The 13,231-nt window shown below is 68.8% G+C and carries 8 protein-coding genes; 7 read left to right on the top strand and 1 reads right to left on the bottom strand.

From position 1 onward, the window contains the following. Positions 1–130 precede the first annotated feature (130 nt). On the top strand, positions 131–2,113 hold the full coding sequence (locus BAMB_RS18690; RefSeq protein WP_011658729.1) for a methyl-accepting chemotaxis protein: 1,983 nt from the start codon (positions 131–133) through the stop codon (positions 2,111–2,113). 43 nt (positions 2,114–2,156) lie between these two features. Here the strand turns inward: BAMB_RS18690 and BAMB_RS18685 are convergent, their stop codons facing one another. Beyond that, the gene (locus tag BAMB_RS18685) at positions 2,157–3,809 is read right to left on the bottom strand and encodes an acyl-CoA synthetase (protein WP_011658728.1); all 1,653 of its coding nucleotides are present in this window, start codon (positions 3,807–3,809) and stop codon (positions 2,157–2,159) included. A gap of 216 nt (positions 3,810–4,025) precedes the next feature. Between BAMB_RS18685 and BAMB_RS18680 the strand changes: the two genes are divergently transcribed. From BAMB_RS18680 to BAMB_RS18655, 6 genes are all read left to right on the top strand, one after another. Further along, entirely contained in the window at positions 4,026–4,805 is a 780-nt protein-coding gene (locus BAMB_RS18680; RefSeq protein ID WP_011658727.1) for a Crp/Fnr family transcriptional regulator, read from the top strand. Positions 4,806–5,032: 227 nt separating this feature from the next. Further along, complete coding sequence (locus tag BAMB_RS18675; protein WP_011658726.1) at positions 5,033–8,200, top strand: efflux RND transporter permease subunit; 3,168 nt, start codon at positions 5,033–5,035, stop codon at positions 8,198–8,200. A gap of 39 nt (positions 8,201–8,239) precedes the next feature. Continuing rightward, positions 8,240–9,472 carry an efflux RND transporter periplasmic adaptor subunit gene (locus BAMB_RS18670; RefSeq protein WP_011658725.1) on the top strand — a complete coding sequence of 411 codons (1,233 nt, stop codon included), beginning with the start codon at positions 8,240–8,242 and terminating at the stop codon, positions 9,470–9,472. Between the two features lie 5 nt (positions 9,473–9,477). After that, on the top strand, positions 9,478–10,980 hold the full coding sequence (locus BAMB_RS18665) for an efflux transporter outer membrane subunit (protein ID WP_011658724.1): 1,503 nt from the start codon (positions 9,478–9,480) through the stop codon (positions 10,978–10,980). A gap of 23 nt (positions 10,981–11,003) precedes the next feature. Then, entirely contained in the window at positions 11,004–11,699 is a 696-nt protein-coding gene (locus tag BAMB_RS18660; protein ID WP_006755759.1) for a heavy metal response regulator transcription factor, read from the top strand. After that, positions 11,696–13,144 carry a heavy metal sensor histidine kinase gene (locus tag BAMB_RS18655; RefSeq protein ID WP_011658723.1) on the top strand — a complete coding sequence of 483 codons (1,449 nt, stop codon included), beginning with the start codon at positions 11,696–11,698 and terminating at the stop codon, positions 13,142–13,144. Before BAMB_RS18660 ends, BAMB_RS18655 begins: the two co-directional genes overlap by 4 nt. Positions 13,145–13,231: the final 87 nt, after the last annotated feature.

Raw genomic sequence — 13,231 nt, 5'->3', positions numbered from 1 at the left:
TCCGTTGCGCGCCCGCCGGGCCGCCATCGACGACCCCGCGCTAAAGATTCCGCGAAAGTTGCCGTATTAAGCAACGACTAGCGGTGACGCGTGCGTTCCGCCCTTTCTCACTCCCCACTCAGGATGCTTCATGAGACTGACCCAATTGGGCCGGGTGAGCGTCGGCGCGCGTCTGGCCGCGCTGGCGTGCGCGCTCGTCGCCCTGCTGTTTACCGTGTTCGCGTGGACGCTCGCCCATTTCGCCGGCCAGCAGCTTGCTGAAGAAGCGCACCTGCGGATCGTCGACAAGGAGCAGTCGATCCGCGCAATGGTCGACCTGTTCGACAAGGCGCTGACCGCCGAGGCCAACCGCTCGATGTCGCTGTTCGCGAGCTTCCTGCCGGCCGATTTCTCGCTCGACCCGGCGCGCACGGTCGACATCGGCGGCGTTCCCGCGCCGACCCTCTTCGCGGGCGGCCAGCCGCTCGACCTCGATTACGCGATTCCCGACCAGTTCCTGAAGAAAAGCGGCGCGATCGCGACGATCTTCGCGCGCGACGGCGACGATTTCGTGCGCATCACGACATCGCTGAAGAAGCAGGACGGCGCACGCGCCGTCGGCACGAAGCTCGACCGCGCCGGCCCCGCGTATGCGCCGCTCGTCGCCGGCCGCAGCTACACGGGCCTCGCGAAGCTGTTCGGCCGGCCGTACATCACGCAGTACAAGCCGGTGACCGACGCAACCGGCCGCGTGATCGGCGCGCTGTTCGTCGGTCTCGACATCGGCACCGAGCTCAAGCTCGTCGAAGACGGCATCCGCTCGCTGAAAATCGGCGACAACGGCTACTACTTCGTGCTCGATGCGTCGCAGGGCCCGTCGCGCGGCACCTTCGTCGTGCATCCCGATGCGGCCGGCCAACCCGCCGACGACAAGCGTGCCCCCTATGCCCAGATGCTCGCGGCCGGCGAGGGCCGGCTCGCGTACACGTCGACCGACCCGGCCGCGCACGATAGCGGGCCCACCGCGAAATTCGTGTCGTTCACGACGATTCCGCAGTGGCAATGGCTCGTCGGCGGCATCGCGCTCGACGACGAGTTGCTCGCCACCATGCGCGCCACCCGCAACCGCTTCCTGATGATCGGCGCCGTGCTCGTCGCGGCGTTCGCGACGCTGTTCGTCATCGTCGTGCGCCGCGTCGTGAGCCGGCCGCTGGAAGCCGCCGCACGGGCCTCCGAGCGCTATGCGGCGGGCGACCTCAGCGTGCGCATCCGCGACGGCGCGGCCGCGCACGGCAGCGCGGGCAACGACGAGATCGGCCGGCTCGTGCAGGCGGTCGACGGAATCGGCGACGGCCTCGCGCGAATCGTCGCGCAGGTGCGCAACAGCTCGGCCGACATCGCGCACGGCACGGTCGGCATCGCGGCCGGCAGCGGCGACATCGCCGCGCGGATCGCGACGCAGGCGAGCAGCGTCGAACAGACGGCCGCCAGCATGGAGCAGATCACCGCCGCCGTGCAGCAGAGCGCCGAGCATGCGGCGCAAGCCAACGCGCTGGTCGCGGACGCATCGGCCGCCGCGACAAACGGCGACGCCGCGGTACAGCGCGTGGTCGCGACGATGGACGACATCGGCCGCGCGACGCGCCGGATCGCCGAGATCACCGGCGCGATCGAAGGCATCGCGTTCCAGACCAACATCCTTGCGCTGAACGCGGCCGTCGAGGCCGCGCGCGCGGGCGAGCACGGCAAGGGCTTCGCGGTGGTCGCGGCCGAGGTGCGCGCGCTCGCGCAGCGCAGCGCGGCCGCGGTCAAGGAGATCGATGCGCTGAGCACCGAATCGTCGACGACCGTCGAACAGGGTTACCGGATCGCGGACGCCGCGCGCGGCACGATGCGCGACATCGTCGCGCGGGTCGACCAGGTCCGCACGCTGATCGGCGAGATCAGCGCCGCGTCGCGCGAGCAATCGACCGGCATCGAGCAGGTGAACCTGGCCGTCACGCAGATCGGCGAGGCGACCCAGCAGAACGCGACGCTGATTGCGGATGCCGAACGCGCGGCCGTCGCGCTGCGCGACCAGGCCGCGCAACTGTCGGACGCGGTCAGCGTGTTCCGGCTCGAACGCGACGCTTGACGGACAACGGGCGATGGACGATCGGCCGCCGCGGGTGCCCCGACTACTTCTTGTCCCCCGCCAGGTCGATCGCCTTGCCCGATCCCACCTCGTTGCGCAGCTGGAATTTCTGGATCTTGCCGGTCGACGTCTTCGGGAGCTCGCCGAAGCGTACGGCCTTCGGCACCTTGAACCCCGCGAGCAGTTGCTTGCAGTGCGCGACGATCTCCTCCTCGGTCGCGCTCGCGCCTTCGCGCAGCTCGACGAACGCGCACGGCACCTCGCCCCACTTCGGGTCGGGCATCGCCACCACCGCCGCGACCGCGACGGCCGGATGCCGGTACAGCGCATCCTCGACCTCGATGCTCGAAATGTTCTCGCCGCCGGAAATGATGATGTCCTTGCGGCGATCCTTGATGCGGATATAGCCGTCCGGCGTCAGCACGCCGAGATCGCCCGTATGGAACCAGCCGCCGTGGAACGCCTCGTCGGTGGCCTTCGGATTCTTCAGGTAGCCCTTCATGCAGATGTTGCCGCGGAACATGATCTCGCCGAGCGTCTCGCCGTCGGCCGGCACCGGCGTCATCGTGTCCGGGTCGAGCACCGTCGCGCCCGCTTCCAGGTGATAGCGCACGCCCTGCCGTGCGTTCAGGCGCGCGCGTTCGTCGTCGGGCAGTGCGTCCCAGTGCGCCTGCTTCGCGCACACGGTCGCCGGGCCGTAGACCTCGGTCAGCCCGTACACGTGCAGCAGGTCGAAGCCGATCTCCTTCATCTTCGCGATCACGGCCGGCGCGGGCGCCGCGCCGGCGACCATCGCGTGCACCGTGTGATCGATGCCCGCGCGGAACTCGGCCGGCGCGTTCGCGATTGCGCTCTGCACGATCGGCGCACCGCAGTAATGCGTGATGCGTTCGCTGCGGATCAGGTCGAACACCGTCTTCGCGTCGAACTTGCGCAGGCAGACGTTCACCCCCGCGCGCGCCGCGACGGCCCACGGAAAGCACCAGCCGTTGCAGTGGAACATCGGCAGCGTCCACAGATACACCGCGTGCTTCGGCATGTCCCATTCGAGGATGTTGCTGATCGCCGCGAGATACGCGCCGCGATGGTGATAGACGACGCCCTTCGGGTCGCCCGTCGTGCCGGACGTGTAGTTCAGCGCGATCGCCTCCCATTCGTCGGCGGGCGGCGTCCACGCATAGTCGGGGTCGCCGCCCGCGACGAACGCTTCGTAGTCGGTCGCGCCCGCGAAGCGCGCGGGGTCGGCAGGCATCGCGTCGGCGACGCTGACGATCTTCAGGCCCGGCACTTCGCGCGCCGCCCGGTGCGCGAGATCCGCGTATTCGGTGTCGACGATCAGCACCTTCGCTTCGCCATGACGCAGCATGAACAGCACCGACGAGATGTCGAGCCGCGTGTTGATCGTGTTGAGCACGGCGCCGGCCATCGGCACGCCGAAGTGCGCCTCGACCATCGCCGGGATGTTCGGCAGCACCGCCGCGACCGTGTCGCCGCGTGCGACGCCGGCCTGCGCGAGCGCGCTGGCGAGCTGCTTGGCCCGCTTATGGGTCTCGCCCCACGTGCGCCGCACGTCGCCGTGCACGACCGCGAGGCGCTCGCCGTAGACTTCGGCCGCGCGGACCAGAAAATCGATCGGCGTGAGCGGCACGTAGTTGGCGTCGCGGCGGCCGAGTCCGGCCTCGAACATCTGCGTCATGATCCTGTCTCCCGTTTTCCGTCGATCGGCGCGTGCATCGACGCCGCGGCGCACGATTCGATCTCGTATCCAGCCGGAGTGCATGCACTCCGATTCGTTTTGATGTGGTTCAATTGCCGACAGCCTAACGGGCGCTATTGTGAGCCGTCTGTCATCGAAACGACAGAGTGCGCGTCGAGCGCTGCGCGTTATCCCTATCCTCGCAAACCCGCATCCATGCACGACCCTCTCGCTGCGCCGCCCGACGCGATCGCTATCTCGGCCAATCTGCCGGCCGACACGCCGGTCGACACGCTGCCCGAACCCGGCCCGTTGCCCGCGCTGTCCGCGCTGTTCGGCCAGTGCGCGTGGTTCCGCGCACTGGCGCCGGAACACCAGGCGCTCGTGCTCGCGCAGTCGCGCGCCGAGCAGCGCGAAGCCGGCGACGTGATCGCGCAGCGGCTCGCGCCGTCCGAGTACTGGATCGGCGTGCATCGCGGGTTGCTGAAGCTCGCGATCTTCAACGCGTCGGGCCGCGGCTGCACGTTTTCCGGCGTGCCGTCGGGCGGCTGGTTCGGCGAAGGCAGCGTGATCAAGCGCGAGCTGCGCAAGTACGAAGTCGTCGCGGTCCAGCGCTCGACCGTGCTGTTCGTGCCGGTCGACACGTTCCATGCGCTGCTCGACACGAGCCTGCCGTTCACGCGCTTCGTGATCCATCAGCTCAACAACCGGATGGGCGAATTCATCGCATCGATCCAGAATAGCCGCCTGCTCGACGTCGACGCGCGCGTCGCGCAGGCGCTCGCGCAACTGTTCAACCGCGACCTGTACCCGGACACCGGCCCGTCGCTCGCGATCTCGCAGGAGGAACTGGGGATGCTCGTCGGCGTGTCGCGGCAGCGGATCAACCAGGCGTTGCAGCAACTCGAGAAGCGCGGCGTGCTGCGGCTCGCGTACAACCAGATCGAGGTCGTCGATCTGGCCGCGCTCGCGCGGGTCGGGATGGAACAGATCTGAGCGAGCCCGATGAACCGAATCGTCGCCGCTGCGGCATGCGCATCCGGTTCAGCAGCCGTTTGCGGGCAGTTGCGTCCGCGTGCATTTCATCCGATGAATCGGCTCGTCAGCGCCGCGCCGCAACCTGACACCTTCGCCAGTTTCGCGTCAGTAACCCGTTCAGCCCCGACGCCTATCATTCGGGTTCCCTCCACCGACGCTTGATCACCGCCTGTCCCGCCGCCTCCATGTGGATCGTCAATCTCGCGCTCAGGCGCCCCTACACGTTCATCGTGATGGCCGTCATGATCGTGCTGGCCACCCCGCTTGCGCTGATGCGCACGCCGGTCGACGTGCTGCCGGCGGTCAACATCCCCGTCATCAGCGTGATCTGGAATTACAACGGCTTCTCCGCGTCGGAGATGACCAATCGCATCACGGCCGTGCATGAGCGGATCCTGACGACGACCGTCAACAACATCGAGCACATCGAGTCGACGTCGCTGCCGGGCATCGCGGTCGTGAAGGTGTTCCTGCAACCGGGCGCGAACGTGCAGACGGCCATCGCGCAGACGGTCTCGTCCGCGCAGGCGATCGTTCGCCAGATGCCGCAGGGCGCGACGCCGCCGCTTGTGATCACGTATTCCGCATCGAGCATCCCGGTGATCCAGCTCGGGCTGTCGAGCAAGACCCTCAGCGAACAATCGCTCGCCGACATCGCGCTCAACTTCCTGCGCCCGCAACTGATCACGGTGCGCGGCGCACAGATTCCGTTCCCGTATGGCGGCCGCACGCGCGTGGTCGCGATCGACCTCGATCCGCAGGTGCTGCTCGCAAAGGGCCTCACGCCGGCCGACATCGTCAACGCGGTCAACACGCAGAACCTCGTGCTGCCGACCGGCACCGCGAAGATGGGCCAGAGCGAATACCGGATCGACACGAACGCGTCGGCCGACACGATCGCCGACATCAACGACCTGCCGATCCAGACCGTCAACGGCGCGACGACCTACCTGCGCGAAGTCGCATCGGTGCGCGACGGCTTCGCGCCGCAGACCAACGTCGTGCGCCAGAACGGCCAGCGCGGCGTGCTGATGTCGATCCTGAAGACCGGCGACGCGTCGACGCTGAAGGTCGTGTCGGATCTGAAGGCACTGCTGCCGAAGGTGATCCCGACGCTGCCCGAAGGGCTCACGATCACGCCGCTGTTCGACCAGTCGGTGTTCGTCAACGCCGCGGTGCAGGGCGTGATCCACGAGGCGCTGATCGCCGCCGTGCTGACCGCGATGATGATCCTGCTGTTCCTCGGCAACTGGCGCAGCACGCTGATCATCGCGATCTCGATCCCGCTGTCGATCTTCACGTCGCTGATCGCGCTGTCGGCGCTCGGCGAGACCATCAACATCATGACGCTCGGCGGGCTCGCGCTCGCGGTGGGGATCCTGGTCGACGACGCGACCGTCACGATCGAGAACATCGAGCGGCATCTGCATCTCGGCACGGGCGTGCACGACGCGATTCTCGAAGGCGCGGGCGAGATCGCGGTGCCGGCGTTCGTGTCGACGCTGTGCATCTGCATCGTGTTCGTGCCGATGTTCTTCCTGACGGGCGTCGCGCGCTTCCTGTTCGTGCCGCTCGCCGAGGCGGTGGTGTTCGCGATGCTCGCGTCCTACGTGCTGTCGCGCACGCTCGTGCCGACGCTCGCGATGCTCCTGTTCCGCCCGCAGCAGGCCGGCACGGGCCCCGATCGTTCGACGTCGCGCTTCGCGCGCATCCATCACGCGTTCAATGGTGCGTTCGAGCGGCTGCGCGCGTGGTACATCGTGCTGCTCAGCATGCTGCTGGTGCGCCGCCGCTTCTACGCGATGTGCTTCCTCGGTTTCTGCGTGCTGTCGACCGGCCTCGTGTTCGTGCTCGGCCGCGACTTCTTCCCGAACGCCGATTCCGGCAACATCCGGCTGCATCTGCGCGCGCCCACCGGCTACCGGATCGAGGAAACCGCACGCCTCACCGATCAGGTCGAGCGCGTGATCCGCGAAGCCGTGCCGCCCGACGAGCTGGGTGCGATCGTCGACAATCTCGGGCTGCCGGTGAGCGGCATCAATCTGTCGTACAGCAACAGCGGCACGATCGGCTCGCTCGACGGCGAACTGCTGATCGCGCTGAAGCCCGGCCATCGCGCGACCGCGCACTACGTGCAGACGCTGCGCACGCTGCTGCCGCGGCGCTTCCCCGGCGTCGAATTCTTCTTCCAGCCGTCGGACATCATCACGCAGATCCTGAACTTCGGTCAGCCGGCCGCGATCGACGTGCAGGTGCTCGGCAACGATCTCGCGAGTAACATGACAATCGCGAGCAGCCTGATGAAGAAGATCAGGCACATCCCCGGCGCCGTCGACGTGCACGTGCTGCAGCGCAACGACGAACCGACCCTGGTGGCCGACATGGACCGTACGCGCATGCAGCAGCTCAGCCTCTCCGCGCAGAACGTCGCGCAGAACATGCTGATCTCGCTGTCCGGCAGTTCCCAGACGACGCCGTCGTTCTGGCTCAATCCGCGCACGGGCGTCCAGTACCCGCTGCAGATCCAGACCCCGCAGTACAACATCTCGTCGATCGACGACCTGCTCGGCACGCCGGTTTCCGCAAGCGGCCGCACCGGCATGCCGCCGCAATTGCTCGGCAACCTCGTGCGCGTCCATCCCGTCGCGAGCCCGGCCGTGGTCACGCACTACAACATCCGCCCGGCGATCGACCTGTACGTGAGCGTCGAGGGCCGCGATCTCGGCTCCGTCGCGGGCGAGATCGACCGGATCGTGTCCGACGCGCACGCGACACTGCCGCGCGGCACCGAGCTGTCGGTGCGCGGCCAGGTCGAAACGATGCGCACGTCGTATCTCGGCCTCGGCGCCGGCGTCGCGATGGCGATCGTGCTCGTCTACCTGCTGATCGTCGTGAATTTCCAGTCGTGGCTCGACCCGCTGATCATCATCAGCGCGATGCCCGCCGCGCTTGCGGGCATCGCATGGATGCTGTTCATCACCGGCACGCACCTGAGCGTGCCGGCGCTGACGGGCGCGATCATGACAGTGGGCGTCGCGACCGCGAACAGCATCCTGGTCGTGTCGTTCGCGCGTCAGCGCCTCGCGGCCGGTGCGCCGCCGCTCACCGCCGCGCTGGAGGCCGGCGCGACGCGGATCCGCCCGGTGCTGATGACGGCGCTCGCGATGATCATCGGGATGGTGCCGATGGCGCTCGGGCTCGGCGAAGGCGCCGAGCAGAACGCGCCGCTCGGCCGCGCGGTGATCGGCGGGCTGCTGTTCGCCACCGTTTCGACGCTGCTGTTCGTGCCGCTCGTGTTCGGCGGCGTGCATGCACGGCTGGCCCGCCGGCGCGCGCGCCAGGCCGGACACTGACTTTCGCCCACCCTCTACCCGGTTGGATTGGTTGAATTCATGGAAGAGAAACATCACAGTTCGGTCGGCATCCAGGTGGACGAACACGGCATGCACCTGCCGACGCGCACGTCGGTGTCGCGGCGCGCGCGGGTCGTGCTGATCGTGATCGGCGTGCTGCTGGCCGCGGGCGCCGCGCGCACGATCATCGTCAACGTGTTGAACCGCGGCCGGCTCGACGCGGTGGCCGAGCAGAACACGCGCCAGTACGTGAGCATCGTGCATCCGGTCGATGCCGCGACCGGCGGCAAGCTGACGCTGCCCGGCACGCTGCGCGGCTTCGTCGAGGCGCCGATCTATGCGCGTGCGAGCGGCTACGTGCTGCGCTGGCAGGCCGACATCGGCGCGCACGTGAAGCAGGGCCAGCTGCTCGCAGAGCTCGACACGCCCGAGCTGAACCAGGAGCTCGCGCAGGCCACCGCGCAGCGCCAGCAGGCGCAGGCCGCGCTCGCGCTCGCGAAGACGTCGTTCGACCGCGCGCAGCAACTGCGCCAGCGCGATGCGGTGTCGCAGCAGGAACTCGACGATCGCCAGGGCGCGTTCAACCAGGGCACCGCGAACCTCGCGGCGGCCGATGCGAACATGCGCCGGCTCACCGAACTGAAGGGCTTCCAGCGCATCGTCGCGCCGATCGACGGGGTCGTCACGCAGCGCAACGTCGACGTCGGCGACCTCGTCAATTCCGGCAACGCGGGCCGCTCGCTGTTCACGGTCGTGCAGGCCGACCGGCTGCGCCTGTACGTGCAGGTGCCGCAGGCCTACGCGCAGCAGGTGAAGGTCGGCCAGCACGTGGGCGTCGCGCAGGCCGAACTGCCCGGCAAGACCTTCGACGGCACGGTCACGCGCACGTCGCAGGCGATCGATGTCGCGACCCGTTCGCTGCAGATCGAGATCACGCTGCCGAACCCGGACGGCCGGCTGCTGCCCGGCGCGTACGTGCAGGCGACGCTGCCGATGACGCCGGTCGGCCGCCTGCAGATTCCGGCCAATACGCTGCTGTTCCGTGCCGAGGGGCCGACGGTCGCGACCGTCGATACGAACGGCCAGGTGCGCCTGAAGGCGGTGACGGTCGTGCGCACGATCGGGCAGACGCTCGAAGTCGACGGCCCGCTCACGCCGAGCGACCGCCTCGTCGCGAACCCGAGCGACGCGCTCGCGAACGGCGACCCGGTCGTCGTGCAGGCGCCGCCGGTCGCGAAGCCGGCCTCCGCGGCCGCGGGAGCGAAGTCGTGAGCGCGATGCGCGCCGGCCTGCGCCCGACGGCCGCCGTGGCCGCCGTGACCGCTGTCGCGCTCGCGGCGCTCGCCGGTTGCACGGTCGGCCCCGACTACCGGCGCCCTGCCGTCGACACGCCGGCCGCGTGGCGGCTCGACCCGGCCGATGCGTACTGGCACCCGGCCGCGCCGGCCCGTGCGCCGCTCGATCCGGCGTGGTGGACCGCGTTCGGCGACGCGCAGCTCGACGCGCTGGAAGCCGACGCGCTGCGCAACAACCAGAGCCTGAAGGCGGTCGCCGCGCGCTACGACCAGGCGAAGGCCACGCTCGCGTCGGTCGCGTCCGCGCAGTATCCGGCCGTCGGGCTGAACGCGAGCGGCCAGCGCTTCAAGATCTCCGCCGATCGGCCGCAAACCAATTACGCGACGAAAAGCATGTCGACCGTGCAGAACGAGATCCAGGTCGGCGCGAGCGTCAGCTACGAACTCGACCTGTTCGGCCGCGTGCGGCGCAGCGTCGAATCCGCGCAGGCCGGCTCCGAGCAGGCGCGCGACGATTTCGCGAACGCGCGCCTCGTGCTGAGCGCCGATCTCGCATCGAGCTACTTCGCACTGCGCGAGCTCGACACCGAGATCGACGTCGTCAAGCGCTCGATCGACCTGCAGCAGAAGGCGCTCGACTACGTGAGCGCGCGCCACGAGCTCGGCGCGGTGTCCGGCCTCGACCTGTTCCAGCAACGCTCGCAGCTAGATGCGACGCGCACGCAGGCGCAGTTGCTGATCCAGCAGCGCGCACAGGTCGAGACGGCGATCGCGACGCTGGTCGGCACGCCGGCCCCGGCGTTCTCGCTGCCGCCGCGCGTGGTGCCGATCAACGCGCCCGCGCTGCCGACCGGGATGCCGAGCGACCTGCTGCAGCGGCGGCCCGACGTCGCGTCGGCCGAGCGCGCAATGGCCGCCGCGAACGCGCAGATCGGCGTCGCGCGCGCCGCGTACTTCCCGCGCATCGCGCTGTCGCCGGACATCGGCTGGGACGCGACGCGCTTCTCCGGCCTGTTTACCGTGCCGGCGCTGCTGTGGTCGCTCGGCGCGTCGGTCAGCCAGCCGCTGTTCGAAGGCGGCAAGCTGAAAGCCGGCGTCGATTTCGCGCAGGCCGGCTACGTGGCCGCGCAGGCCAGTTACCGGCAGACCGTGCTCACCGCGTTCCAGGAGGTGCAGAATGCGGTGACCGGCCTGTCGGTGCTGGCGCAGGCCGCGCAGCAGGCGTCGGCGGCCGTCGACGACGCGCGCAAGCTCGTGTCGCTCGCGCAGGACCGCTATACGGGCGGCCTGACGCCGTTCATCGACGTGCTGACGGCCCAGCAGCAGCTACTGACGAGCGAGCGCCAGGCCGTGCAGATCCAGGGCCAGCGCGCGGCGCTCGTCGTGTTTCTCGCGAAGGCGCTCGGCGGCGGCTGGGACGACGGCGCGACGCCCACCGATGTCGCGACAGTCAGCCCGCCGCCCGCCGCGGGCGTCGGCCCCTAACCCTCCGATAGGCGAACGAATCCATGAAAGTGCTGATCGTCGAAGACGAACCGAAAGTCGTCGAATACCTGAAGAGCGGCCTGACCGAGGAAGGCTGGGTCGTCGATACCGCGCTCGACGGCGAGGACGGCGCGTGGAAGGCCATCGAATTCGACTACGACGTGGTCGTGCTCGACGTGATGCTGCCGAAACTCGACGGCTTCGGCGTGCTGCGCGCGTTGCGCGCGCAGAAGCAGACGCCCGTGATCATGCTGACCGCGCGCGACCGCGTCGACGACCGCGTGCGCGGGCTGCGCGGCGGCGCCGACGACTACCTGACCAAGCCCTTCTCGTTCCTCGAGCTGATCGAGCGGCTGCGCGCGCTCACGCGCCGCGCGCGCGTGCAGGAATCGACGCTGATCTCGATCGGCGACCTGCGCGTCGACCTGATCGGTCGCCGCGCGACCCGCGACGGCACGCGCCTCGACCTCACCGCGCAGGAATTCCAGTTGCTCGGCGTGCTCGCGCGGCGCAGCGGTGAGGTGCTGTCGAAAACGACGATCGCCGAGCTCGTGTGGGACGTGAATTTCGACAGCAACGCGAACGTCGTCGAGACGGCGATCAAGCGCCTGCGCGCGAAACTCGACGGCCCGTTCGCGGAGAAACTGCTGCACACGATCCGCGGCATGGGCTACGTGCTTGAGGCGCGCGAGGAAGGCGACGCGGAGCGGCACGCATGAAACGCTCGATCACCCTGCGGCTGTCGGCGATGTTCGGCATCGTGTCGCTGCTCGTGTTCACGCTGGTCGGCTGCGGGCTGTTCGTGATGATGGAGCGCCAGCTGTTCGCCGAACTGCGCGCGACGATCGACACGCGCGCGAAGGTCGCGCAGATGATCGTGTCGCACGCGACCACGGCCGCGCGCGGCCGCCTGATGCAGGAAAAGCTCGCCGATCTCGAACCGCCCGACGGCTCGACGCGCTACCAGATCGAGAGCCCCGACGCCGATTTCCGTTTTGGCCATCCGGTCAACGGCGTGCCCGTCGGCGAGCCGTTCGGTGCGTTCCAGCAGTACGCGCTCAACGACAGCAGCTACGACGTGATGACGAAGACCGTCGCGCTCGCCGGCAGCGGCGAGCGGCCCGACCTGAAGCTGATCGTCGCGACGTCGTGCGAGCGCACGCAGCGGATGCTGCGCCGGTTCGCTTGGACGCTCGCCGCGCTGATCGCGACGGCCACCGTCATCACGCTGCTGCTGAGCCGCGCGGTCGCGCGCTTCGGGCTCGCACCGCTCGAACGGCTGTCGCAGGACGCCGCGGCCATCAGTGCCACCAATCGCCGCCAGCGGCTGCACACCGACGCGCTGCCGACCGAGCTGCGCGATCTCGCCGCGTCGTTCAACGGCGCGCTCGAGCGCATCCAGCAAACCTATGCGCGGCTCGAGGCGTTCAACGCGGACGTTGCGCACGAGCTGCGCACGCCGATCAGCATCCTGATCGGCCAGACCCAGGTCGCGCTGACGAGTCGCGACCGTTCGGTCGACCGGATGCGCCAGACGCTGCAGTCGAACCTCGAAGAGTTCGAACGGTTGCGCGTGATCATCAACGACATGCTGTTCCTGTCGCGCAGCGATCGCGGCGAACGCGCGACCGACCTGAAGCACGTGTCGCTCGCCGACGAAGTGCGGCGCATGCTCGACTTCCTCGAAATTCCGCTCGATGAAGCGCAATTGCGCGCCGAACTGCACGGCGATGCGCGCGCGGCGGTCGACCCTTCGCTGTTCCGCCGCGCGATGACGAACCTGCTGATCAACGCGATCCAGCATTCGGCGCCCGGCGCGACGCTGAACGTGACGATCACGCGCCGCGACACGCTCGTCGACGTGTCGGTCGCGAACCCCGGCGAGCCGATCGATCCCGCGCAGCGCGCGCACGTGTTCGAGCGCTTCTACCGGCTCGAGGAAGCGCGCGCGAATAGCAAGGAGAACCACGGGCTGGGGCTGTCGATCGTCAAGGCGGTCGCGGAGATGCACGGCGGCAGCGTGTTCGTCGCGTGTTCGGACGGCATCAATACGTTCGGCTTCTCGGTGTCGACGCAACCATGCAGCGGCGACCCGCTGCCCGCGCCCGATGCCGGCAACCCGCACCCGTTGCAGCCGGCGCCCGCCCCTCGCGCATTGCATTGACGGCGGCTGCGCCGCCGAGGGCAGTTTTCTTCAATACGGACCCGTGCGGCTTCGTTAGTCTCGATGCGACTTTGACATTCGCATGGA

This window comes from Burkholderia ambifaria AMMD, assembly GCF_000203915.1.
GTDB classification, from domain to species: domain Bacteria; phylum Pseudomonadota; class Gammaproteobacteria; order Burkholderiales; family Burkholderiaceae; genus Burkholderia; species Burkholderia ambifaria.
The sequence above is the reverse complement of the archived record's forward strand: the minus strand, read 5'-3'. Positions and strand labels throughout refer to the sequence as shown.

Bases quoted from the DNA above. Each gene is read 5' to 3' on its own strand.
- BAMB_RS18690 (WP_011658729.1), top strand. From the start codon at position 131: ATGAGACTGACCCAATTGGGCCGGGTGAGCGTCGGCGCGCGTCTGGCC.
- BAMB_RS18685 (WP_011658728.1), bottom strand. From the start codon at position 3,809: ATGACGCAGATGTTCGAGGCCGGACTCGGCCGCCGCGACGCCAACTAC.
- BAMB_RS18680 (WP_011658727.1), top strand. From the start codon at position 4,026: ATGCACGACCCTCTCGCTGCGCCGCCCGACGCGATCGCTATCTCGGCC.
- BAMB_RS18675 (WP_011658726.1), top strand. From the start codon at position 5,033: ATGTGGATCGTCAATCTCGCGCTCAGGCGCCCCTACACGTTCATCGTG.
- BAMB_RS18670 (WP_011658725.1), top strand. From the start codon at position 8,240: ATGGAAGAGAAACATCACAGTTCGGTCGGCATCCAGGTGGACGAACAC.
- BAMB_RS18665 (WP_011658724.1), top strand. From the start codon at position 9,478: ATGCGCGCCGGCCTGCGCCCGACGGCCGCCGTGGCCGCCGTGACCGCT.
- BAMB_RS18660 (WP_006755759.1), top strand. From the start codon at position 11,004: ATGAAAGTGCTGATCGTCGAAGACGAACCGAAAGTCGTCGAATACCTG.
- BAMB_RS18655 (WP_011658723.1), top strand. From the start codon at position 11,696: ATGAAACGCTCGATCACCCTGCGGCTGTCGGCGATGTTCGGCATCGTG.